Here is a 23,953-nt window from a genome sequence, read left to right as displayed (position 1 = left end):
GGTACTGCACTCGACAGGGTGTGGGAGAGTAGGACACCGCCGAACTTAACATGAAAAGAAGAGGTCAGGGCGGGTACGCCGGCTCGAGACCCCCAAACCGGGGGGACTCGCCGACACCCGCCCTGACCCCTTTTTTGCTCTTTTTCACGGTCCACACCACCCCACCACCAGGGCTCGCACACCACCACCACCCCAACAGGCGCGTAGGGAACGCGAAATCGCGTCCTTCTCGTAGCAATTCTCCGCTGCGCCGATGATTGGTGCGCCGATGATTCGTTGTGCGCCCGTGGCCCTCACCGATCGACGTCCTCGCCTAGGGTGAAGGGCGTGAGCACACGCATTCTGGTGGTCCAGCCCGACGAGGCGGTTCCGGCGGGCACACTCGGTGAATGGCTCGAAGAGGCGGGCGCCGAACTTTACACCCGCCTCGGAGGTGCCGACGAGGTGCCGGCCACGGCCGACGGCTACGACGCAGTGGTCTGCCTCGGCGGCGGCATGAACGCACTGGCCGACGACACGTACCCGTGGCTCGGAGATGTGCGGCGATTGCTGAGCGCCGCCGTCGGCAGCGGTGTCGCCACGCTCGGCGTGTGCCTCGGCGGACAACTGCTCGCAGCCGCGACAGGCGGCGTGGTCAACCCCGGCCCGCACGGGCCGGAAGCCGGGCCGAAGCTCGTGTCGAAGAAAGACGCAGCGTGGACCGACCCACTCTTCGCCGAGCTGCCACTGATGCCGGACGTCCTCGAGTTCCACCGCGACGCCATCGAGATGCTGCCGGGAGGTGCGACGCTGCTGGCGTCGACACCGCTGTACCCCCATCAGGCTTTTCGCGTCGGCAAACGCGGCTACGGGCTGCAGTTCCACATCGAGACCACCCGCGACATCGTCGATACCTGGGTGGCGCGATCTCCCGACGTCGCGGGTGTGGCGAAAGCCGACGCGTTCGACGCCGACACACTCGATCGCATGCACGCCGACATCGCCGAAACGTGGCGGCCGTTCGCCCACCGGTTCGTGGACCTGGCCGCAGGTACGTTGCGGCCCGCGGACGACCCGCGACGGGGACTCCCGCTGGCCTGATTGCACCATCCGTGTCCCCGGTCGTGGGGCTACGGTAGGAGCCGATGGTAGACAGCGTTCGCCCAGCGGCCTCCACGGCCAGATTCGGTTTCACGTCCGACCATGCCGCCGACGAGCTGTGCGCCGCGGGCTGGTGGACCGACGCCGGCCCGGTTGCGGGTGCGGAATCGCTCCTGGCCGCGTTCGCCCACGCGCCGGACCCGGATCTCGCGCTGCGCACCATCGACCGCATCCGCGAAGCCGACCGCGACGGCTGGCCCGATCTCGACACGGCGCTGCGCACCGACCCGGTCGTACGCGGGAAGCTGCTCGGCGTCGTGGGTTCCTCGACGGCGCTGGGCGACTACCTCGTCGGTTCCCCCAGCCAGTGGCGACGGCTCGCCGCCCCCACACCGGCGGCCGACTACGCGGCGACCTTGCAGGCGGCGGTTCGCGTCGACGGCGACGTGCTGACCGGAGGCGAGGCCGAACAGGCGCTGCGCAGGGCCTACCGAGGCCTCGTCCTGGAGATCGGGGCTGCCGACCTCGGCCATCTCGTCGAAACGCAGGTCGAGGCGGCGACGTTCGCCCACACCACTCACGCGCTGACGGCCGCTGCCGACGCCGCGCTGCAAGCAGGCCTGACCGTGGCCGAACACGAGACCCGCGGGTCGGCCGACGCCACCCTCGCCGTGATCGCCATGGGCAAATGCGGTGGACGCGAACTCAACTACGTCAGCGACGTCGACGTCGTGTTCGTCGGCGACGGTGACCTGCAGATCGGCACCCGGCTGGCGACCGCGATGATGCGCGTCGTCGGCAAGGCGTGCTTCGAGGTCGACGCCGCGCTCCGGCCCGAGGGCAAAGCCGGCGCGTTGGTACGCACGCTCGACGGCCACGAGGCGTACTACAAGAAGTGGGCGCGCACGTGGGAGTTCCAGGCGCTGCTCAAGGCCCGCCCGGCGGCAGGCGACACCGACCTGGGCCGCCGGTACGCGGAACTCGTCGCGCCGATGGTGTGGTCCGCGGCGGAACGGGACAACTTCGTCGCCGACGTGCAGCACATGCGCCGCCGCGTCGAGAAGCACATCCCCTCCGAGATCGCCGACCGGGAGCTGAAACTCGGCCGCGGCGGGTTGCGCGACGTCGAGTTCGCGGTGCAGCTGCTGCAACTGGTGCACGGGCGCATCGACCACCAACTGCGGTCCGCCTCGACCCTCGACGCGTTGGCGGCTCTCGGCACCGGAGGCTACGTCGCGAGGACAGACGCCGAGGAGATGGCCGAGTCGTACGAGTTCCTCCGCGTACTCGAACACCGACTCCAGCTTCGCGCGCTGCGGCGAACGCACCTGTACCCGGAGCCGGACGACACCACCGCGCTGCGTTGGCTGGCCAGGGCCGCCGGCATTCGCTCCTCGAGGGCTCGGTCCCGCTCCGAGGAGCTCGACACGGCGTTCCGCAAGCACGTCCGGCGCGTCCGCAGACTGCACGAGAAGCTGTTCTACCGCCCGTTGCTGGACTCCGTCGCCCGTGTGCCCAGCGCCGCGCTCCGGCTGACCGCGAAACAGGCGCAACAGCGGCTCACGGCCCTCGGGTTCGCATCCCCGGAAGGCGCACTGCAGCACATCCGCGCGCTGACCAACGGCGTGAGCAGACGCGCGGCGATCCAGCAGACGTTGCTGCCGGTGCTGCTGGACCTGCTCGCCGACACGCCGGAGCCGGACGGCGGGCTCCTCGCCTACCGGCGCGTGTCCGAGGCACTGGCCGACACTCCGTGGTACCTGCGCGTGCTGCGGGACGAGGCGGCCGTCGTCGAGAACCTCGCGACGTTGCTCGGCACGTCACGGCTGGTACCCGACCTGCTGGTGCGGGCGCCGGAGGTGCTGCACATGCTCGGCGACGCCGAGCGGCTGCGCGGTCGCCCGCCCGCCGAGACGGCGACGTCGCTGCGGGCGGCGGCGCGCAGACAGCCGGGCCTGGACGCGGCCGTCGCGACGGCGCGGTCGCTGCGCAGGCATGAGATGTTGCGGGTCGCGTGCGCCGACGTCCTCGGCCTGCTCGACGTGCCCGCGGTGTGCGATGCACTGTCGTCGGTGTGGGTCGCGGTGCTGCAGTCCGCCCTCGAAGCGGCGACGCGGTACCAACAGGCGCAGGTGGGCAGCGTGCCCGCGCGGCTCGCCGTGATCGGTATGGGCAGGCTAGGCGGCAGCGAGCTCGGCTACGGCTCGGACGCCGATGTCCTGTTCGTGTGCGAGCGCACCTCCGGCGCCACCGACGAGCAGGCACTCAAGTTCGCCACGGCCGTCGCCGAAACGGTGCGGAAGGTGCTCGGTGCTCCCACGCAGGACCCGGCGCTGGAGGTCGACGCGAACCTCCGCCCGGAAGGCCGCAGCGGCCCGCTGGTGCGGACGTTCGAGTCGTACCGCACGTACTACGAACGCTGGGGCGAGGTGTGGGAGGCGCAGGCACTGCTGCGGGCCCGGTTCCTCGCGGGCGACACCGACCTCGGAGATCGGTTCATCGTCGCCATCGATCCGTTCCGGTACCCCGAGGGCGGACTCGACGCGGCGAAACTGCGCGAGGTGCGGCGCATCAAAGCGCGGGTCGACACCGAGCGCCTGCCGCGCGGCGCCGACCCGTCGATGCACACGAAACTCGGCCGCGGCGGGCTCGCCGACGTCGAGTGGACCGTGCAGCTCGCACAGTTGCGGCACGCCCACGAGGTGCCGGAACTGCGCACCACGTCGACACCCGCGGCGCTCGAGACGATGGCCGAGACCGGCCTGGCCGCCCGCGAGGACGTCGATGCACTGCGCGAGGCGTGGTCGCTGGCGACGCGAGCGCGCAACGCGGCGATGCTGGTCCGCGGCAAGGCCGTCGATCAGCTGCCGACGTCGGGGCGGGAGCTGACCGCGGTGGCGAGCGTGTTCGGCTACGGCGTGGACGAGGACGCGGGGGAGTTCCTCGACACCTACCGCAAGACCACCCGGCAGGCGCACGCCGTCGTGGAGCGGCTGTTCTACGACGAGTGACGGCGGCACGGTGAGCGGCTGCTCACCTTCGGGAGACCGCTGTCGGCTGCCCGTTTACGGTGGCATGCGTGACTGAGCGTGAACCCTTCTCGATCCAGGTCAAGGTCCGTACGTACGAGCTGGACCCGAACGGCCACCTGAACCATGCGGTGTACCACCAGTACGGCGAGATCGCGCGTACCGAGCTCGCGGTCGCCGCAGGCGTCACCGAGGGACTCATCAAGCAGGGCATCGGCATCGTGATGCTGGAATCGCACATCCGGTTCCGCTGGGAGATGCGGTGGGGTGACGAGGCCACGGTGTCGTGCGTGTCCCGGTTCGAGGACGAGAAGAAGGTCTTCTGGATGGACAACGTGATCACCAAACTCGACGGCACCGTCTCCGCGGAGATCGAATCAACCCTCGGTCTGATGGACCTGGAGAAGCGCAAGCTCGTACCCGGTCCGATGGAGCGCATCCGCGACGCGGGTGTCGACCTGGACCTGCTGCGCGGCAGCTGAATCCACGACGACGCCGGTCCGAGTGCTGCTCGGGCCGGCATTCTCGTGTCCACGTGCGCCGCGCGCCCGGCGCACGTGGACACACTGCGGGCATGCGCACGGCCGGCGGCGAGAGCTCCAGGAGCTCCCACCGCCGGCCGTTGTCGCAGGTTGCCGACGCGCCGACGTCAGCAGTCGTAGTACAGCGCGAACTCGTACGGGTGCGGACGCAGCCGCAGCGGGTCGATCTCTTCCTCGCGCTTGAAGGCGATCCACTTCTCGATGACGTCCGGGGTGAACACGCCACCCTCGAGCAGGTAGTCGTGGTCGGCCTCGAGGGCGTTGAGCACGGTGTCCAGATCGGCGGGAACCTGCTTGACGTCCTTCGCGTCCTCCGGCGGAAGCTCGTACAGGTCCTTGTCGATCGGCTCCGGCGGCTCGATCTTGTTCTTGATGCCGTCCAGGCCGGCCATCATCATCGCGGCGAACGCCAGGTACGGGTTGCCGGACGAGTCGGGGCAGCGGAACTCGATGCGCTTGGCCTTGGCGTTGTTGCCCGTGATCGGGATACGGACGCACGCGGAGCGGTTGCGCTGCGAGTACACCAGGCTGACCGGGGCCTCGTAGCCGGGCACGAGCCGGTGGTACGAGTTCACGGTCGGGTTGGTGAACGCCAGCAGGCTCGGCGCGTGAGCGAGGATGCCGCCGATGTAGTGACGCGCCATGTCCGACAGGCCGGCGTACCCGGACTCGTCGTAGAACAGCGGCGCCCCGTCCTTCCACAGCGACTGGTGGCAGTGCATGCCCGAGCCGTTGTCACCGTACAGCGGCTTCGGCATGAACGTGGCCGTCTTGCCGTTGGCGAACGCCGTGTTCTTCACGATGTACTTGAACAGCTGCAGGTCGTCGGCGGCGTGCAGCATCGTGTTGAACTTGTAGTTGATCTCCGCCTGGCCCGCGGTGCCGACCTCGTGGTGGGCGCGCTCGAGCTCGAAACCCGACCCCATGAGGTGCTGCGAGATCTCGTCACGCAGGTCGGCGTAGTGGTCGACCGGCGGCACGGGGAAGTAGCCGCCCTTGAACTTGGTCTTGTAGCCCTTGTTGCCGCCCTCTTCCTTGCGGCCCGTGTTCCACCAGCCCTCGACGGAGTCGATCTCGTGGAACGTGGCGTTCTCCGACGAGTCGAAACGCACGTCGTCGAAGACGTAGAACTCGGCCTCCGAACCGAAGAACACGGTGTCGGCCACACCCGACTCGGAGATGTACTGCTCGGCCTTGCGCGCGATGTTGCGCGGGTCGCGGCTGTAGGGCTCGCGCGTGAACGGGTCGTGCACGAAGAAGTTCATCGACAGCGTCTTGGCCTGCCGGAACGGGTCGATCTTCGCCGTTGCCGGGTCGGGCAGCAGCAGCATGTCCGACTCGTGGATCGACTGGAAGCCTCGAACCGACGAGCCGTCGAAGGCCAGGCCCTCTTCGAACGCGTCCGCGTCGAATGACTTGGCGGGGACGGTGAAGTGCTGCATGATACCCGGAAGGTCGCAGAACCTCACATCGATGAATTGCACATCCTCGTCAGCGATGAGACGCAGGACATCGTCGGCAGTAGTGGACACCCTCGGTGACTCCTTCTAGTTCGAGGTTGCGTGAGCTTTGCTCTCCTCGGCCCAAGCTAAGAGGGCGGTGTTGCCCGACCGTCACCCGTATGTTTCACCGGGGTTAACGGATCGGCCGATGTCGGATCGTCCCACGTCAGGCCGCTCGATGCACCGCCGAACCGGCGGCATACCCTGTTCGCGTGGCTAGATGGACCGGAGAGTGGCTGGCGAACCTGTCCGCGGCGGCCGATCAGGACCCGCCGCGCTGGCCCGGGGAACGGCTCGGCCTACCCGCCGACGGCGTCGGCGCCGCGGCCGGCTCGGGTCGCCGCTTCGTCGGCCTGCTCGCCGATCTGGTGCTGGCCTCGCTGCTCACCGCACTGTTCGTCCGGCCCGATTTCGACGACATGGCCGCCATGGAGTCGTTCAACCTGTGGTCGCTGGGCACCTGGGCACTTGTCACGGTCGTCTCCGCGGCGTGGTTCAGCTTCACCCCCGGCATGGGCCTGTGCGGAATCCGCATCGGCCGACTCGACGGCGGCGGTGTCCCCGGACTGTGGCGCGCGCTCGTCCGCTGCGCACTCACGGCCCTCATCCTTCCCGCCGCGGTGCGTAACGTCGACGCCCGCGGCTGGCACGACCGCCTTACCGGCACGGTCGTCGTCCGCATGAGGTGAACGCGGCCCCGCGAGTAGTCGGGCGGCCGGATCGGGCAGACGACAAGCGGGCCGCCTCCGGTCGACGGGAGGCGGCCCGCTTGTCGATGAGCCGAGGTGTGCTGGGCGGCGTCAGCGGCGGCGGATGGTCCGCTGGACGTTGCGCATCTTGGCGCCCTGCGGCATCGGGCCCTTCGGCATCGCAGCGCCGCGGTTGCCCAGTGCGGAGAGCTTGGTTTCGAGGGCGTCGACCTGCGGGCCCTTGAGGTTGCGCGGCAGCTTCATCAGGTGGTTCTGCAGCTTCCGCAGCGGAACCTGCCCCTCCTCGTCGCCGACGATCACCTCGTAGATCGGGGTGTCGCCGACCAGGCGGGCGATCCGCTTCTTCTCCTGCGACAGGAGGTTCCTCACTCGATGCGGAGCACCCTCGGCGACGAGGACCACGCCCGGCCCGCCGAGCACCCGGTGGACGGCGTCGAGTTGCGTGGTCGCCGCCACGGTCTGCGTCACGCGCCACTTGCCGCGCAGGTTGTCCAGCGCCCACGCACCGGCGCCCGGCTGCCCCTCGGCCTTCGCGAACACGTTCTTCTGCACGCGGCGGCCGAACAGGATGATCGCGCCGAGTACGCCGAGCAGGATGCCGAGCGGCAGCAGCAGCCACTCGATGCCGAACCACATGCCGAGCAGGAAGACCAGGCCCGCGATGACCACGAAGGTCCCGAGCATCAACGGGATCAGGGCCTTGTCTTCCTTGCGCTGCATATGGAACGCCTGGAAGATCTGGCCACGGCGCGCCTTGCTCGCCGCCTTCTTTTCCTTCTTGGCCTGCTTGGCAGCCTCTTTGTCCCGCTTCTCCGCCATAATGGCCAGGATACGGGCGTCCGGCCTGCCGCTGTGCCGTCGGTCCCCTCTGCGAGGATGCGGGACGTGGGAAGTGCGTCGTCGAACCGTCATCCGGAACTGCTCGAGGGCCTCGACCCCGAACAGCGCGCGGCCGCCTGCGCCCCGCGCGGGCCCGTGTGCGTGCTGGCGGGAGCGGGCACCGGCAAGACCCGCACCATCACCCACCGCATCGCCTACCTGGTACGTTCCGGGCACGTCTCCGCAGGTCAGGTCCTCGCCGTCACGTTCACCTCGCGCGCGGCAGGGGAGCTGCGCACCCGCTTGCGCGGACTCGGTGTCGAGGCGGCGCAGGCCCGCACCTTCCACGCCGCCGCACTGCGCCAGCTCCGTTACTTCTGGCCGCGCGTCGTCGGCGAACGCCAGTGGGACCTCATCGACGGCAACAAGCTCCGCCTCGTCGGCCAGGCCGCCAACCGGCTGGGACTGCCGACCGAGGTGGAGATGCTGAGGGACCTCACCAGCGAGATCGAATGGGCGAAGGCCTCCCTCGTCGGCCCGGACGACTACCCGGCCGTGGTCGCCAGGCTGAAACGGGACATCCCCGAACCGGCCGAACGGATCGCCGAGCTGTACCGCGGATACGAGCGGACGAAGAACGATGCCCAGCTGCTCGACTTCGACGACCTGCTGCTGCACACCACAGCCGCGCTCGAGGAGCACCGGGCCGTGGCCGACGAGTTCCGCGAGCGGTACCGGTGCTTCGTCGTCGACGAGTACCAGGACGTCACACCCGCACAGCAGCGACTGCTCGACGCGTGGCTCGGCGGCCGTGACGACCTCACCGTCGTCGGCGACGCCAACCAGACGATCTACTCGTTCGGGGGCGCCTCGCCCCGTCCGCTGCTCGAGTTCACCCGTCGGTTCCCGGAGGCCGCCGTGGTGCGTCTCGAACGCGACTACCGGTCGACGCCGCAGGTGGTGTCGCTGGCCAACCGTGTCATCGGTGCCGCGCGGGGCAGGCCCGCCGGATCGCGCCTCGAACTCATCGGACAGCGGGCCGACGGTCCGGAACCCCGTTTCGCCGAGTACGACGACGAACCCGCCGAGGCGGCGGCGGCCGCGACGCGTATCCGTGCGCTGCTCGACGACGGCGTTCCCGCGAGCGAGATCGCGGTGCTGTACCGCGTGAACGCCCAGTCGGAGGCGTACGAACAGGCGCTGTCCGAGGCGGGCGTGCCGTACCTCGTCCGCGGAGGCGAACGGTTCTTCCAGCGGCAGGAGATCCGGCAGGCGATCTCCGCGCTGCGCACCGCCGCGGCCGACGAACCGAGGGGCGAGCTGGTCGCGCTGTGCAGGCGGGTGCTCGCCCGCGTCGGCCTGACCGAACAGCCACCGGCCGGGGGAGCGGCGAGGGAACGCTGGGACGCGCTGTTGGCGCTCGTCGAGGTGGCCGAGGAGCTGGCGGGCACCGTCGAGGACGCGACCCTCGGCAGGCTCGTCGCCGAACTCGAACAGCGCGCGGCCGCACAGCATCCGCCGACCGTGGAGGGTGTCACCCTGGCGTCGCTGCACGCGGCGAAGGGCCTCGAGTGGGACGCCGTGTTCCTCGTCGGCCTCGCCGACGGCACCGTGCCGATCCAACGCGCCGACGGCGACGACGAGGCCGTCGAGGAGGAACGCAGGCTGTTCTACGTCGGCGTCACGCGCGCTCGGGAGCACCTGTCACTCAGCTGGGCCCTGTCGCGTCACCCCGACGGCAGGCGGAACCGCCGCCGCAGCCGGTTCCTGTACGGCCTGGTACCGGAGGACCATCCGGCCGCGCGTGTGGCGAAGTCCGGCAAGCAGACGAAGTTCGCCAACTCGTGCCGCATCTGCGCCCGGCCGCTCATCTCCACGATGGAGGTCAAGCTCGGCCGCTGCACCAAATGCCCGGCGGATGTCGACGAGCACCTGCTGGACCGGTTGAAGGAATGGCGGACGGAACGCGCCCGCGAACTGAACGTGCCCGCGTTCGTCGTGTTCACCGATTCGACTCTCGTGGCGATCGCCGAGCAGCGGCCCACCGACAGCAAGGCGCTTGTCGGCATCTCCGGCATCGGGGCGTCCAAGCTCCAGCAGTTCGGTGACGACGTGCTCGCCGTGGTGCGCGACGAGGCGAGCGGCTAGTCGGGTTCCGTCCGCCGGGAGGGCCGGTGCTCCGACAGCGCCCGAGTGCCGAGCTGCCGCCCGCGGCTGCCTCCGGGCAGCTCGGCCCGTTAGCGCGGTGAGTCGTTGTGACCGGTTTCATCGCTGGTCACGGTGGTTTTCCGGGGAAAGTGGCGAACTTTTCGAAAAATCAGTTGCCCCGTCACGCGCGCCCGCAATAACCTGCAGTGACCAGGTTGAAGACGCGCGGCCGCCCCGGTGGTGGCCGACCGATGTGAGAGGAGGTGCCCGCAATGAAGTTCGAGACGACGATCGTCATCGCCGGCATCTCCGGAAACCGGTCGACCCTGCTTCGTGACGGGCACTTCGTGCACGCGCCGTTGTCCTGTGCGTCGGTCGATCGTGACCGCCGGCGTGCCGGCATGTCCCTGGATCTGTGTGGCCTCGGTGTGTTCGACGTGCGTGGGGGCACGGCGTCGCACGCTCCGGCCGGCGACCCGGCGCTCACCGCTGCCGATCTCGGCAACCCGGTGCCGCGTCCGGAGCGCCGTCGTCAGCTGCTTCCGATCCAGATCCAGGACACGTCCCGGGTTCCGCCCGGCTCCTGCGAGAGGCGCCGTCTAGCGACAGGCTAGGCATCTGGCTCTCGAAGGCCGCGGAACCCCATCGGATCCGCGGCCTTCGTGCTGTTCGAGGGCTGTGTGGATCCGTCGACTCATCCGCACACACTCGTTACCGAAGGAGCCGCCATGCCAACGGCCACCGTCTCCGCGTCAGAGGAGACGTTCTCCGCCTTGTTGGCCGGGACGACCGGAGTCGCCGAACTGATCGACTCCGGAGAGTCCACCGATGTCGACCTTCCCTGCCGGACCGGCGACGCGGACCTGTGGTTCGCGGAGAAGCCGGCCGACCTGGAACGCGCCAAGACGCTGTGCGGGGAGTGCCCGGTGCGCTCGGCCTGCCTCGAAGGTGCGCTGGCCCGCGGTGAGCCGTGGGGCGTCTGGGGAGGCGAGATCTTCGAACGCGGTGCCGTCGTGGCCCGCAAGCGGCCGCGCGGTCGCCCGCGGAAGCACTCGGTGCCCGAATCGCGGGAACGGAGCGCCGCATGACGACCGGAGCCGGCCGCAGAGCAGGCCGCAAGGACCTGCCGCAGGCGCCATCGCGCTACCTCACATCCGACCATCCGAACACGGAGACATCAGCCATGTTGCTGCACGAGGAACTGACCAGAGACCGAATACGCGAACTACGGAAACAGGCCGAGGGAGGGGGAGCCGAACGCCGGCGGCGCGCCGCGCGACGCTGGCAACGGGTCGCCCGCTGGGCCTCGCGGCGTGCCGCGCACTTCGACCGGTAGGTCGCCGGGGTGGCGGCGAACGGTAGAGGAGTCCGTTCGCCACCACCCCGTCCACCGGTGTTGAATCGGCGGAATGGCAGCACACACGCACGACGACGTCGACTGGGCGGCACGCCTGTCGAGCATGCGCACACTCGCCGAACTCGAGAGCACCGCCACGGCCGGGGTCGCCGACCGGATCACCGGCCACCTCGCCACCGGAGCCACCGTGGTGGACGTCGGCTCCGGGGCGGGCGGGATGAGCGCGGCTCTCGCCGCGTCCCTGTCTGCCCGAGGCGGCGGCACGGTGGTCGTTGTGGACGCCGTGGACGAGCTCATCGCCGCGGCGGGTACCGCGGCGCGCGAGGCGGGCGGTGGCGCGGTGACCGTCGACGAGATCGTCGCCGACGCCGGCGTCGAACCGCTCGCGAACCTCGTCGCTCCCGCCGACCTGGTGTGGGCGTCGGCCGTGGTGCACCATCTGCCCGATCAGCAGGCCGCCGTCGACCGGCTCGCCGCAGCCCTCCGTCCTGGCGGCGTTCTGGCTGTCGCCGAGGGCGGGCTGGGCATGCGGTGCTTGCCCTGGGACCTCGGTATCGGCCGACCGGGCCTGGAACTGCGGTTGCTCGCACATCGCGACGCGTGGTTCGAGGAGATGCGCGCCTCGATGCCGGGCGTCGTTCGCATGGGGTACGGCTGGACCACGGCGCTCGCCCGCGCCGGCCTCACCGGTGTCACGTCCTTCACCTACCTCGTCGACGAGCCCGCGCCGGTCGGCGAGCGGGTACGGGAGTTCGTACTCGACCACATCCGCGGCCTCGCCGAGATGGCGGACGACCGCATGGATGCCGCGGACCGGGACACGGTGGCCCGGCTCCTGGATCCGGCGGCGGCCGACCACCTCGGCCGCCGCGAGGACGTGCATCTGCTGAGCGCCCGCACGGTGTATCTCGGGACGACGTCATGATGAGCGCGGCCGGGAACGGCGAGGCGCACGTGACATGCGGCCTGTGCGGCGAGCGCGGCGGCACGGAGGCCGTCGCCGCCGGGCTCGGGTGGCTGCGCGAGTCCGAATCCGGGCGTACGCGCTGGCTATGCCCTCGCTGCGTCCGTGAACACGTGCGGGACATCGAGGGGAAGCTGCTTGCCGAGTACTGGTGATGCCTCATGCCGCCGCCGTCGCCAGGCATTGCACGGCCGGTCGCTTGTGGCCGGCGGCCCTGCGGAAGGCCGTGGCCAGTTCCGTGAGCACGCCCCGCGGGTCCGTGGTGAGCCTGTCGGGGTCCGTCCGCACGACAGTCACGCCGGCGGCAGCCAGCGCCAGATGCCCCAGGTGCGGTTTGTCCCCCGGGTGGAACTGCCAGCCGAGGCCGACCTCGTCCCACCACGCGTCGACCGTGCCGATGTACCTGCCGCGCCGGTCGTGCACCGCGACGTCCCACCGCGGCGGTGGCAGCGGGCCGTCACGAAGGACCGTGCGGGCCCACGCGCGGGTGTAGGTGTCACGGTCGCGGTCGATCGCCCGTAGTTCGGCCCGTACCGCCGCCGTGCCGCGTTGGCTGCCCGCGTCGAGTTCGTAGCGCAGCTCGGTGGCGGTGGTCAGGCCGTAGTAGATCGGCAGGGAGAGCAGGTCGCGCAGCCGTCCTGGATCGGGTTCGCGGCGGGCGGCGTCGAGCGCGGCCCGGGTCGGGGGCGCGAACGGGATGCCGTCGACCACGACCGGTTCCGGGGGCCGGGTCGTCCTCTCCACGAGGGCGAACGTCGGCGAGAGCATGCGGCGTCCCTTCGGCACCAGAACGTGCACCGCGGGCGTTCTCGGAAGCGCGAGGCCGTGAGCGCCGAGGGCGTCGCCGCCCGTCACGATGCCCTCACGCCCGACGTAGCGAGCCAGGGCGCGCACCAACTGTCTCCGGGTGGGCTCGCCGGCATCGAGCAGCACGATGCCGGGCAGCAGCCGGCGCCAGGGCCCTCCGGGCCGGCACCGGCGCGCGATGGTGCCCTCGGACACGCCGTGTGCGCGCAGTTCCGCGGTGGTCATCACATTGTCGTTCGAGGCGGGGTCGTTCGAGGCGGGCGCCAGTTGCGCCGCGTCGGCAAGAGCAGTCATGGCTCGAGCGTGCCGATCGCCGAGCGTGACAGGGACGGTTCGGCGAAAATGTGGACAACTCGGCTCGGCGAAGGGCTGATTTCTGCCGTTGCGACGAAATCTGTGGACAACTCGCCGGTTCCGGACCGTCAGTCGGCGAAACCGGGCTGCCACCGCTGCACGATCGAACGCAACGGCAGCTCGGCGTCGAGCTGGCACAGAATGCCGATGGCGCCCGCGGTCACCCGGTGGATCAGCAGCCAATGGGGTGGCAGGTTGAGCGAGCGTCCCGTGCGGAAGTCCTGGCCGCGCAGGTCGCCCATGCGAAGAGCCTGGTCCTGGGCCCATCGGCGGGAGAAATGGAACCGTTCCTCGGCGAGCGGGGCCACGATCGGATGGAGGTATGCGTAGACGTCGTCGGGATCGATCTCCGTGTCGGCCCGTACGAACCCTTCGGCTCGCAGCGCGGCGTACAGCTCCTCGGATCTCCCTTCGAGCGCCAGCCGCATGATCCTGCCCATCGCGGGTGGGGCACCGTACGGCAGTCGGGCGACGGCCCCGAAGTCGATGACGCACACACGGCCGTCCTCGCGCAGCATGAAGTTGCCGGGGTGGGGGTCGGAGTGCAGCAACTGCGCCCGGGCGGGCGACGAGTAGTGGAACTCCGCCAGCAGGCGCCCGGCCTGGTTCCGCTGTTCACGGGTGCCACTGCGGATGATCTCGGTGTAGGACGTGCCGGTGACCCATTCGCTGACGACCACCTGGGGGGAGCTCGCCACGACCCGCGGAACCAGGACCTGCTCGTCGCCGGCGAACGCCTTCGAGAACGCCCGCTGGTTGTCGGCCTCCCTCCGGTAATCGAGCTCCTCGTCCATGCGGTCCGCGAGCTCGGCGAGCAGTGGCTTGACGTCGGTGCCCGGTACGAGGCTCTGGAACAGGCGGCTGAACCGCTGCAGCTGGCGCAGGTCTCCGCGCAGGGCGTCGTCGGCACCCGGGTACTGCACCTTGACGGCCACCTCGCGCCCGTCGTGCCACGTGCCGCGGTGCACCTGGCCGATGCTGGCCGCCGCCGTCGGCTCGTCGTCGAATTCGGCGAACCGCTGTCGCCAGCTGCGGCCGAGTTGTTCGGTCAGCACGCGGTGCGTCTGTTTGGCGGGCATCGGCGGGGCGGCGGCCTGCAATCTGGTCAGCGCATCGCGATACGGCTCGGCCAGCTCGTCGGGCACGGCCGCCTCGAACACACTCAGCGCCTGTCCGAACTTCATGGCGCCGCCCTTGAGCGTGCCCAGCACCTCGAACAGTTGCTCGGCCGCCTTCGCCGACAGCCCCGCGTTGACCTCCTCGGCACTCTGCCCCGTCAGCCGCCGGCCCCAGCCACCGACCGCCCGGCCCGCCATCCCCAGAGGCAGGCTCGCCAGCTTCGCGGTGCGCGCGACGGTCCTGCGAGGCAAGGCCGAGTCGGCGTCGGCGTTGTCCGTGCCCGTTGTGTCGGCGACGTCGGCGGCCTCCGTGGCCTCCGCGGTGTCTGCCGTAGCGGCCTCGTCGGACCTGTCCCGGGCCTCGCGGTGTTCCGTCACGTCCGCGATTCTGCCTTGTCGATCAACGTCGTGGGGAGCGGTTCGGCAAACCCTGTGCCGGCAGTGGTCGTACGTGTCCACCGGAGACCGCTAGACCGGCGCCACCACGGTGCCCGGCGCAGTCGTGGCGACAGGATCTCGGCTCCAGGCTTTCCACGGCTTCTACGGGGCGGCGTCACCGTCCGGGTCGGCCGGTGCCGAGGCCTGCGCGGACGCGCTCTCACCCTGATGTTGCGTCCGGCGCGCGGGCTGCGCGACGGCGGCGGCTCCGCACGGGCACGACGGATGCGGCGCCCATCCGGAGGCGGCTGTCGTGCCGCCGAACGCGTCGATCTCGATGGTGCCGTTCCAGGTCGGCGGCACCGACTCCTCGGGATCGAGAATGCGCAGGATCTGCCCGCCCGCGACGCCCGACGTGGCCGTGACGCTGCACAGGTCGGTCCGCGGCAGCCGTCCCGCGAGCTGGTTCGCCACGCGAGGCCACGACGGGTCGTGCGCGGTCCGCGTGAGGTCCGCGCAGCGCAGACAGCTGCTCCGGCCCGGGTGGACGAGCGGGCCGACGATGCCGTTGCCGTCCCGGACACGCACCAGCAGATGCGGTAGGCGTTCCATCATCAGCTCGTTGACGAGCTCCGGGGCCGGCACGACCGTGTCCGTGAGCACCACCAGGTCCGGGCGCTGTTTGCCCCGTACCTTGCCGGTCCTCGTCGCCGAGTTCGTGCGTTTGACCAGGTTCGTGACGGCCTGCCTCCGCGGAGTGCCGATGTCACCGTCGACGAACCCGGTGCCGAGGTCCTCCGGGCCGACGCGCCCGTCGGCGTGGGCATCGATGTGCCCGACGCCGGCCGTCGCGAGAATGCGGGCCAGTGACGCGGCGAGCCTGCCACCGCCCTGGATCAGGACGGTGCTCTGGGCCCATCGTGCGGCGGCGGTCCGCCGGGGCCGGGAGCGGGTCAGTGTCCAGAGTGCGGGTTCGTCGGTGCGTACGGATCGTGCGTGCGCGGGCGCGTCGGTCTCCTCGATCAGGCCGCGTTCGGCGAGTCCCGCGAGCACGAGCCGCAGATCGTCGGCGGCCCTGTCCGCCTCCTCGTCGGAGGTGCACTGGGAACGCGCGAGCTGCACGAGCGTGCCGGTGCTGCGGCTCCCGTCGAGGCCTCGTAGGAGGTCCATCAGCATCGGCGACAGCGTGTCCAGAACGACGGCGTGTCGGGGCTCCAGGCCGATCTGCAGTTCCCCTTCGCCGCGTTCCAGGACCTCGAGGCCCGGCACGACCCGTGGCCGCTCCGGCAGTGAGCCGGTTTCGGTGAGTGTTCGCGTCATGTTCACAGGGTGACGGGAAATGGGGGCACCGTGGGACACCCGATCAGGGTTATCCACAGGTGAACGTGAATGTGGACAACTACGACGTTGTGATGTTCCAGCCATCCCGAATGTCGGTGGCGCGCTTTACCGTGTACGAGTGGCCGATGCACGGGTTCCCTCATTACGGAGTCAACGCGGGCGGGCGCAGAACACGGCGCAGAACTCACCGTCGCGCGAGAAGCAGCCGAAAGGCGGACAACCCCAACCCCGACGTAACCGGCGGGACGACGGAAAGGAACAGAAGGAGAACCGACGCGGGACATCCCGGGACGACCGGGGCGATCAGGGCCGGCCTGACCAGGACCGGCGCAGTCAGGACCGGCGTGACCGGGACAAGCCCGACCAGGACAGGTCGGGCGCCGAGGCACCGGTGGCGGACGAGAAGGTCGAGGTGCGGCGCAGTGCCCGGCGCCGCCGTACCGTCACGGCCTACCGTGACGGCGACACGACCGTGGTGCTCATCCCGGCGACGATGACCAAGGCCGAGGAACAGCACTGGGTCGCCGAGATGCAGAAGAAGCTGAGGCGCACCGAGAACAAGAGGGCCTCGCCGGCGAGCGCGTCCGACGAGGCGTTGTTGTTGCGGTGCACCGAGCTGTCCGCGCGTTACCTCGACGGCGCGGCCCAGCCCGCCAGTGTGCGCTGGGTTCCGCCGATGCGCACGCGCTGGGCGTCGTGTACGCCGATGAACCGCACGATCCGGGTCAGCGAGCGACTGCGCGACGTGCCGCCGTGGGTGCTCGACTACGTCCTCGTGCACGAGTTGGCGCATCTGCGGGTGGCCGACCACAACGACGAGTTCTGGGCGCTGGTGCACCGATACCCGAAAGCCGAACGCGCCATCGGGTATCTCGAAGGCCTGTCGGCGGCGGCCCACCTGGGTATCAGCGGGGACGCCGACGACACGGGTGCGGACCCCGACGGGGAGGACTGACACGCGAACGCCGCCCCCGCCCGGTCACCTGCCGAAGGCAGACGCGACCGGGCGAGGACGGCGCGTGGGAGGACGGCGGAGGATCAGCCCTGGCCGCCGGACGGGCGGTCCGGCCCGTCTCCGCTCCCGGAATCGGAGTCGCTCCCCGAATCGGAGTCACCGCCGGCGGAGTCACCGTCGGCCGCGTCGGCGTCGGAACGGCCCGTCGCGGAGTCCCCGTCACCGGAAGTGTCCGCGCCGGAACCGGCACTCTCGGAACCGGACGCGGCGGCTTCGGCCTCGGCGCGCTCGGTCTTCTCGAGCTCGGCGATCGGGTCCACGTCGTCGCCGATGACGGTGCCGCCCAGCCGGTCGGCGAAGTCCGTCGGCTCGTCGAGGTCGTCCGTCGTGGGCATGAGGTCCGGATGTGACCAGAGGTGGTCCCGTTGTTCGGTGCCGTGCCGGTCGCCGACCATCTGCCACAGCGCCGAGGCGGCACGCATCCGCCGGGGCCGCAGTTCGAGTCCGACGAGCGTGGCGAACGTCTGCTCCGCGGGCCCGCCGCTGGCGCGCCGCCTGCGCAGCGTTTCGCGGAGCGCGTCCGCGCCCGGCAGGCGGTTGCCGACGGCATCGGCGACCACGACGTCGACCCAGCCCTCCACCAGGGCGAGCAGCGTCTCCAGCCGCGTGAGTGCGGCCTTCTGTTCCGGGGTCGTCTGCGGCTCGAACAGCCCGGACGACATCGCCTGCTCGATGCTCTGCGGATCCGTCGGGTCGATCTGGCCCGCCAGCTGCTCGAGGCCGGACACGTCGACGGAGATGCCGCGGGCGAACTCCTCGACGGTGGCCAGCAGCCGCTGCCGCAGCCACGGCACGTGCGCGAACAGTCGCTGATGGGCCGCCTCGCGCGCCGCGAGGAACACGAGCACTTCACTGGCGGGACGCTCGAGTCCCTCGGTGAACTTCTCGACGTTGGCCGGCAGCAGCGCGGACGTCGTTTCCGGGCCCAGCGGCAGGCCGACGTCCGAGGAGGTCAGCACCTCGGAGCCCAGATCGGCGAGCGCGTTGCCGAGCTGCGAGCCGAACGCCATGCCGCCCATCTGGCCCAGCATCGACATCAGCGGCCCCGCCGCCTGCTTGGCCTCCGCGGGGAGCGCCTCGGTCCAGGCCGACGACACCTGCTCGGCGACCGGGTCGCACAGCCGCTGCCACGTCGGCAGGGTCTTCTCGATCCAGTCCTTCGCGGTCCACGCGACGGTCTGCGTCGCGCCCGCGGGCAGGATCGTGGCCTCGTCGAGCCACAGTTCGGCCAGGTGGGAGGCGTCGCGCACCGCGGTGTCGCCCTGCTGCGTGTCACCGGTCGCGGATGCGAAACCCATTCCCGGTTTCGCATCCCCGTCGTCGGAGTTCGACGCGAGGCGCTGCAGCGCGATCTGCTTGGCCAGGTCGTAGTTCACCGGGCCGGAGGAGCTGCCCGCCTGGCTGAACATCTGGCCGAGCTGGCTGAGCATCTGCCCCAGCTGCTGGAACGGGTCGCCACCCTGACCGCCGGAGCCGGACGAGTTGTTGCCAGGGCCGGACGAGCTGTTGTCGGGGTCGGGCAGACCGAAGCCGAACCCGAAGGGTGGGTTGCTCATACCCTCCACCGTACGCGGCCCGAGGCCGCCGCGACCCGCCGATCGGCATGCCGAACCGGACCTTCGCTCTGAGCTGACAGGCGGCGGCCGTACGCTGTGCCCGTGAGCGAGTCCGGCGACATGAAATCCGCGTCAGGAGCCACGGGGCCCGGTACAGCCGACGACAACGCGGCCGGCGGGACCGCGGCGGCAGCGCCGTTCGGGACGGAACAATCCGGGGCGGACGACGCCGAGCCGAAGCGGCGACGGCGACTTCGCCCCACGCGGCGTACCTGGACGATCGTCTTCAGCTCCGTCCTCGTGGTCACCTTCGTACTGGTCGGATCGTTCGTCAAGGTGCCGTACGTGGCGCTGGGCCCCGGGCCGACCTACGACACCCTCGGCGACGTCGACGGCGAGCACGTCGTGTCGATCGACGGGGAGCGCAGCTACGACACCGACGGTCAGCTGCGCATGACCACCGTCTCGCTCAACGACGACGTGACCCTCTTCGGGGCCCTGGGGCTGTGGGTCAGCGGCCGGTACGCGGTCGCGCCGCGGGAGGAGTACTTCCGGCCGGGGCAGACCGACGAGGAAGTGCGCAAGGAGAACGTCGCGCAGTTCCGCAGTTCGCAGAGCAACGCCGAGGTCGCCGCGCTCCGTACCCTGGGCTATCCGGTCAAGGTCGTCGCGGACCAAATCGTCGACGACAGCCCGGCCTCCCGCGTGCTCGAGCCCGGCGACCAGCTCGTGTCGGTGAACGGCAAGAGCGTCTCGGGCATGCAGGACGTGACGGCGGCGGTCGAGAACACCCGCCCCGGGCAGCGGATCGACCTGACCTACCGGCGTGGTGAGCAGCAGCCCCGCACGGTGCAGGTCGAGCTGGCCCGGCACCCGGAAGGCGGCAAGCAAGGCTTCATCGGCGTGCAGCCCGCGGACCGGGCGGACGTGCCGTTCACGGTCGACATCTCGCTGGAGGACGTGGGCGGACCTTCCGCGGGTGCGATGTTCGCACTGGCCATCGTCGAACGCCTGGAGCAGGAGAACCTCGTCGACGGTCGGCACGTCGCGGGCACGGGCGAGATCGATTCGCAGGGCAACGTGGGCCCGATCGGCGGTATCTCGTTCAAGGTGGTCGCCGCCAAGGAGGACGGTGCGACGACGTTCCTGGTTCCGGAGCGCAACTGCGCCGAGGCCGCGTCGGCGGCGCCGGAGGGACTCGAGCTCGTCCGGGTCGGCACGCTCGACGACGCGGTCAGTGCACTGCGCAACCTGCGGGACGGCAAGCCCGTCCCGACCTGCGAAGGCTGACGCCCACCGGCCGAAGGTGATCCCCGACCGCGCGGCAGCCGATCAGCAGACGGCCCGGGCGGGCCGGAACGGGCGGGTCAGGGCAGCAGCGTCGCGCGGAGGGCGTCGACGAGGTTCGGTGCCAGTTCCGGGTGCTCGACGATCTCCTCGCCCGGTTCGGCGTCGTCGGAACCGGTGCGGACGCCGCGCAGGCGCATGACGCAGGCGGCGGGCCCGTCGCGCAGCACGGCGGCGACGAGCCGTGCCTCGGTGCGCTGCGGATGTCCGGCGGCCGCCTGCTTCAGCCGTTCGACGTCGGTGGCGGAGACACCTGACGACTCGTCGACCTCGGGCAGCTCCTCCTCGGCGTCGGGCGGCAGCACGATGATCTCCTGGGCGAGCGCACACCCCTGCACCAGTTCCGGCCACGCGATCGTCGCGAGCGCCTCCGCCAGGTCGTCGTTCGGCAGTGAGTCCTGGGCGACCGGGGTGAGCTCGGCGTCCGGGTCCAGGGAGTCGGCGAGCTCGGGCTGCTGGGAGAGCAGCTCCGCGGTGGGGACGAGCGCGAACAGCTGTGGTGGCTGCTGCCATCCGCCCGCGGCGACGAACTCCTCGACCTCGCGTGCGATCGAACCCACCGTGGCCGCCGCCGAGGCGGCCTCCTGGTCCACCAGGTCCTCGAGGAACCAGGCGTCCTCTCCCAGGTCCTCGCCGCTTCCGATGGCCCCGCCGCCCTCGGCGGCCGGTTCGGGCGCGCCTTCACTGTCGGTCATGGTGACCATCGTGGCAGCACTGCCCCGACGCCCGGTTTAGGGGCATTCCGGGAACTCTGGCCCTGGTACGTAGAGTTAGGCATACAGGGAACCCGTCACGGGCGCCCCCTGGACCACGCCAGTTACGACCTCAGGAGTGTGCGCTGTGGCCACTCGGCCCCCCGTCGGCCTCCCCACGTTGTCCAAGCGGGCCCGGATCCTGCTGACAATCGCGGCCGTCCTCGTCCTGCTCTTGCTGCTCGGCGCGCGGTTCTTGAACGCGTACGTCGACTGGCTGTGGTTCGGCGAGGTGGACGCGCGCGGCGTGTTCACCACCGTGTTGCTGACCAGATTGATCCTGTTCGTGGCGACCGGCCTGCTCGTGGGCGGTGCGCTGGCGCTGAGTCTGTGGATCGCCTACCGCACGCGGCCGGTGTTCGTGCCCGTCAGCGGCGAGGACGACCCGCTGGCTCGCTACCGGTCGATCGTCGCCAGCAGGGTGAAACTTTTCGGCATCGGCATCCCGGTGCTCGCGGGCCTGGTCGCGGGCGTGTCCGGCCAGGGTAACTGGGAGACCGTTCAGATGTTCCTGAACGGCGGCGAGTTCGGCCGGCAGGACCCGCAGTTCGGCAACGACATCGGGTTCTACGTCTTCGACCTGCCGTTCCTCGGCTGGGTGCTGGGCTGGCTGTTCGTCGCCACGGTCGTGGCGTTCATCGGCGGGCTCCTCGCGCACTACCTGTTCGGCGGCATCCGGCTCGCTGGTCGCGGCGGCTCGGTCGCGGGGCCGGCGCGGGTGCACCTGCTGATCCTCGTCGGCCTGTTCGTGCTGCTCAAGGCCGTCGAGTACTTCCTCGACCGCTACAACCTGCTGCTGTCGGACCGCAACGAGCTGTTCACCGGTGCCACCTACACCGACCTGAACGCGGTGCTGCCCGCCAAGCTGATCCTGCTGTGCATCTGCGTGTTCTGCGCGGTCGCGTTCTTCGTCGGCGCGTTCCTGCGCAACATCCAGCTGCCCGCGATCGCGCTGGTGCTGTTGCTGCTGTCCGGGCTGATCGTCGGCGTGGCGTGGCCCGCGATCCTCGAGCAGTTCTCCGTGCGGCCGAACGCCAATGAGCGCGAGGCCCAGTCGATCCAACGCAACATGGAGGCGACGCGGCACGCCTACGGCATCGACAACGTCACGTACGACGACTACAGCGGCCAGTCGGAGGTCGACGCCAGCCAGATCCGCAACGACAAGGGCACCATTCCGAACATTCGGCTGCTCGACCCGAACGTGCTCTCGCCGACGTTCACCCAGCGGGTCGGCCGGGAGAACTTCTACGGCTTCCCCGAGAAGCTCGACATCGACCGCTACACCGTCGACGGCAAGGAGCAGGCCTACCTCGTCGCGGCGAAGGAGATCAACACCGAGGGGCTGGCCGCGAACCAGCAGACCTGGATCAACCGCCATCTCGTCTACACCCACGGCAACGGCTTCGTGGCCGCGCCCGCCAACCAGATCGACCGTGCCCTCGAGGGAGCCGACAGCGACGGCGGTTACCCGATCGCGGGGACCAGCGACACGCAGAACCCGACGGGTGCGGGCATGAAGGTCGACGAGCCGCGCATCTACTTCGGCGAGCTGGCCACGGACTACGCCATCGTCGGCGGCCAGCCGGAGTCGGCACCCGGTGAGTACGACACGGCACAGGACCGCACCTACCTGTACAAGGGCGACGGCGGCGTGCCGATCGACAACTGGTTCAACCGCGCCGTCTTCGCCATGCAGTACGGCGAGCGCAACATCCTGTTCTCCGGAGCCATCGGCGAAGGCTCCAAGATGATGTACAACCGCGACCCGCGGGACCGCGTCGAGAAGATCGCGCCGTGGCTCACCGCCGACGGCGACCCGTACCCCGCTGTCATCGACGGCCGCGTCAAGTGGATCGTCGACGGCTACACCACGCTCGACAACTTCCCGTACTCGCAGCGCACCTCGCTGGGCGAGGCGACGTCCGACTCGCTGAGCGGGGTCGCGCAACAGCAGGACAGCGAGATCAACTACGTCCGGAACTCGGTGAAGGCCACGGTCGACGCCTTCGACGGCTCCGTCGACCTCTACCAGATGGACAAGCAGGACCCCGTCCTGAAGGCCTGGATGAAGACGTTCCCCGGGGTCGTCAAACCGGAGTCGCAGATCTCCGACGAACTGCGGCAGCACTTCCGGTACCCGGAGGACATCTTCAAGCTCCAGCGTGAGTTGATCACGCAGTACCACGTGCAGAACGCCCAGGAGTTCTACGCGACCCAGACGTTCTGGAACGTGCCGCAGGACCCGACGACGGAAGGCGGGCTCGATCCGAACTCGGACGCGGCCAAACAGCCCGCGTACTACACGTACTCGCAGTCGCCGTGGCAGGACGAACCGCACTTCCAGTTGACGAGCGCGCTCACTCAGCTGCGGCGGCAATACCTGGCCGCGTGGATGTCGGTCTCGTCCGATCCCGGCAGCTACGGGAACATCCGTGTGCTCCGGTTGCCGACCTCGGGTGAACGGCAGATCGAAGGCCCGGTGCAGGTGCAGAACGCCTTCCAGTCGCACCCCGAGTTCACGCAGGACCGCACCCTGCTGGGCAACCAGAGTGTCGACCTGATCTACGGCAACCTGCTCACTCTGCCGGTCGCGGACGGGTTCCTGTACGTCGAACCCATCTACGTCCAGCAGCGCAACTCGCAGAGCTACCCCCAGCTGGCCCGGGTCATCGTGTCGTTCGGCGGGAGGATCGGCTTCGACTCCACCCTGAAGGGCGCGCTCGACCAGGTCTTCGGTGAAGGCAGCGGTGACGCCGCCACCGGACCCGAATCCGGCGACGCAGCCGGTCAGGACGGCTCCGGCGACAACCAGCAGGGCGACAACCAACAAGGGGACAACCAGCAGGGCGGCAATCAGGACGGCGGCAACAACGACGGTGGCGGTGACAGCGGCGAGATGAACCAGGTCGTCCAGGACATACAGGCCGCCCTCGAGAAGCTCCGCACCGCCCAGGAAGAAGGCGACTTCCAGGCGCAAGGCCAGGCGCTGTCCGAACTCGACGCCGCCAGCCGACGCTACGAACAACTCCAGAACTCCGGCGGCTGACCCGGGGGAGACAACCAGGTGGCACCCGCCTTACGGCCCGGAAACGGCAAGGCGTAAGGTGGGTGCCACGACGACGCGGGGTGGA

At 70.0% G+C, this 23,953-nt stretch carries 19 protein-coding genes; 12 read left to right on the top strand and 7 right to left on the bottom strand.

Annotated elements, in window-relative coordinates; all coding sequences use genetic code 11:
* Positions 1 to 327: 327 nt before the first annotated feature.
* From FHS23_RS21985 to FHS23_RS21975, 3 genes are all read left to right on the top strand, one after another.
* A complete protein-coding gene (locus tag FHS23_RS21985) occupies positions 328 to 1,080 on the top strand; it encodes a type 1 glutamine amidotransferase (protein WP_183659177.1) in 753 nt (250 codons plus the stop codon).
* 44 nt (positions 1,081 to 1,124) lie between these two features.
* On the top strand, positions 1,125 to 4,091 hold the full coding sequence (locus FHS23_RS21980) for a bifunctional [glutamine synthetase] adenylyltransferase/[glutamine synthetase]-adenylyl-L-tyrosine phosphorylase (RefSeq protein ID WP_183659175.1): 2,967 nt from the start codon (positions 1,125 to 1,127) through the stop codon (positions 4,089 to 4,091).
* A 68-nt stretch (positions 4,092 to 4,159) separates the two neighbouring features.
* Positions 4,160 to 4,591: a thioesterase family protein gene (locus tag FHS23_RS21975; RefSeq protein WP_183659174.1), complete on the top strand. Its 432-nt coding sequence runs from the start codon at positions 4,160 to 4,162 to the stop codon at positions 4,589 to 4,591.
* Between the two features lie 167 nt (positions 4,592 to 4,758).
* Here the strand turns inward: FHS23_RS21975 and glnA are convergent, their stop codons facing one another.
* Positions 4,759 to 6,183: a type I glutamate--ammonia ligase gene (glnA, locus tag FHS23_RS21970; protein WP_183659171.1), complete on the bottom strand. Its 1,425-nt coding sequence runs from the start codon at positions 6,181 to 6,183 to the stop codon at positions 4,759 to 4,761.
* Positions 6,184 to 6,365: 182 nt separating this feature from the next.
* Between glnA and FHS23_RS21965 the strand changes: the two genes are divergently transcribed.
* Positions 6,366 to 6,842, top strand: coding sequence for an RDD family protein (locus tag FHS23_RS21965; protein ID WP_183659169.1), 477 nt, complete (start codon positions 6,366 to 6,368; stop codon positions 6,840 to 6,842).
* Between the two features lie 111 nt (positions 6,843 to 6,953).
* On the opposite strand, the gene FHS23_RS21960 is transcribed toward FHS23_RS21965, so the two are convergent.
* Positions 6,954 to 7,682 (bottom strand): DUF4191 domain-containing protein, encoded by a 729-nt coding sequence (locus FHS23_RS21960; protein ID WP_183659167.1) that lies wholly within the window; start codon positions 7,680 to 7,682, stop codon positions 6,954 to 6,956.
* A 66-nt stretch (positions 7,683 to 7,748) separates the two neighbouring features.
* On the opposite strand from FHS23_RS21960, the gene FHS23_RS21955 reads away from it, so the two are divergent.
* From FHS23_RS21955 to FHS23_RS21935, 5 genes are all read left to right on the top strand, one after another.
* Positions 7,749 to 9,830, top strand: coding sequence for an ATP-dependent DNA helicase UvrD2 (locus tag FHS23_RS21955; RefSeq protein WP_425501163.1), 2,082 nt, complete (start codon positions 7,749 to 7,751; stop codon positions 9,828 to 9,830).
* Between the two features lie 728 nt (positions 9,831 to 10,558).
* Positions 10,559 to 10,918 carry a WhiB family transcriptional regulator gene (locus FHS23_RS21950; RefSeq protein ID WP_183659163.1) on the top strand — a complete coding sequence of 120 codons (360 nt, stop codon included), beginning with the start codon at positions 10,559 to 10,561 and terminating at the stop codon, positions 10,916 to 10,918.
* Positions 10,915 to 11,166: a hypothetical protein gene (locus FHS23_RS21945; protein WP_183659209.1), complete on the top strand. Its 252-nt coding sequence runs from the start codon at positions 10,915 to 10,917 to the stop codon at positions 11,164 to 11,166. Before FHS23_RS21950 ends, FHS23_RS21945 begins: the two co-directional genes overlap by 4 nt.
* Before the next feature lie 73 nt (positions 11,167 to 11,239).
* On the top strand, positions 11,240 to 12,112 hold the full coding sequence (locus FHS23_RS21940; protein ID WP_183659161.1) for a class I SAM-dependent methyltransferase: 873 nt from the start codon (positions 11,240 to 11,242) through the stop codon (positions 12,110 to 12,112).
* Positions 12,112 to 12,306 (top strand): hypothetical protein, encoded by a 195-nt coding sequence (locus FHS23_RS21935; RefSeq protein WP_183659207.1) that lies wholly within the window; start codon positions 12,112 to 12,114, stop codon positions 12,304 to 12,306. The genes FHS23_RS21940 and FHS23_RS21935 overlap by 1 nt, the downstream gene beginning before the upstream one ends.
* A 4-nt stretch (positions 12,307 to 12,310) precedes the next feature.
* Here FHS23_RS21935 and FHS23_RS21930 read toward each other — a convergent pair whose 3' ends face one another.
* From FHS23_RS21930 to FHS23_RS21920, 3 genes are all read right to left on the bottom strand, one after another.
* Entirely contained in the window at positions 12,311 to 13,252 is a 942-nt protein-coding gene (locus tag FHS23_RS21930) for a type IV toxin-antitoxin system AbiEi family antitoxin (RefSeq protein ID WP_246382577.1), read from the bottom strand.
* A gap of 128 nt (positions 13,253 to 13,380) precedes the next feature.
* The gene (locus tag FHS23_RS21925; RefSeq protein ID WP_183659203.1) at positions 13,381 to 14,682 is read right to left on the bottom strand and encodes an ABC1 kinase family protein; all 1,302 of its coding nucleotides are present in this window, start codon (positions 14,680 to 14,682) and stop codon (positions 13,381 to 13,383) included.
* Between the two features lie 288 nt (positions 14,683 to 14,970).
* Positions 14,971 to 16,128, bottom strand: coding sequence for a ThiF family adenylyltransferase (locus FHS23_RS21920; RefSeq protein WP_183659159.1), 1,158 nt, complete (start codon positions 16,126 to 16,128; stop codon positions 14,971 to 14,973).
* Between the two features lie 412 nt (positions 16,129 to 16,540).
* On the opposite strand from FHS23_RS21920, the gene FHS23_RS23460 reads away from it, so the two are divergent.
* Positions 16,541 to 17,104: a YgjP-like metallopeptidase domain-containing protein gene (locus tag FHS23_RS23460; protein ID WP_183659157.1), complete on the top strand. Its 564-nt coding sequence runs from the start codon at positions 16,541 to 16,543 to the stop codon at positions 17,102 to 17,104.
* An 83-nt stretch (positions 17,105 to 17,187) separates the two neighbouring features.
* Here the strand turns inward: FHS23_RS23460 and FHS23_RS21910 are convergent, their stop codons facing one another.
* Positions 17,188 to 18,720, bottom strand: coding sequence for a zinc-dependent metalloprotease (locus FHS23_RS21910; protein ID WP_183659155.1), 1,533 nt, complete (start codon positions 18,718 to 18,720; stop codon positions 17,188 to 17,190).
* A 102-nt stretch (positions 18,721 to 18,822) separates the two neighbouring features.
* On the opposite strand from FHS23_RS21910, the gene FHS23_RS21905 reads away from it, so the two are divergent.
* Positions 18,823 to 20,010, top strand: coding sequence for a YlbL family protein (locus FHS23_RS21905; RefSeq protein ID WP_343054174.1), 1,188 nt, complete (start codon positions 18,823 to 18,825; stop codon positions 20,008 to 20,010).
* A gap of 77 nt (positions 20,011 to 20,087) precedes the next feature.
* On the opposite strand, the gene FHS23_RS21900 is transcribed toward FHS23_RS21905, so the two are convergent.
* Positions 20,088 to 20,663: a PPA1309 family protein gene (locus FHS23_RS21900; RefSeq protein ID WP_183659199.1), complete on the bottom strand. Its 576-nt coding sequence runs from the start codon at positions 20,661 to 20,663 to the stop codon at positions 20,088 to 20,090.
* 244 nt (positions 20,664 to 20,907) lie between these two features.
* On the opposite strand from FHS23_RS21900, the gene FHS23_RS21895 reads away from it, so the two are divergent.
* Positions 20,908 to 23,868, top strand: coding sequence for a UPF0182 family protein (locus FHS23_RS21895; RefSeq protein ID WP_183659153.1), 2,961 nt, complete (start codon positions 20,908 to 20,910; stop codon positions 23,866 to 23,868).
* Positions 23,869 to 23,953 lie beyond the last annotated feature (85 nt).

Origin of the sequence: Prauserella isguenensis, from assembly GCF_014191605.1 — a bacterium.
GTDB classification, from domain to species: Bacteria; Actinomycetota; Actinomycetes; order Mycobacteriales; family Pseudonocardiaceae; genus Prauserella; species Prauserella isguenensis.
This window is presented reverse-complemented; position numbering and strand designations above follow the sequence as displayed.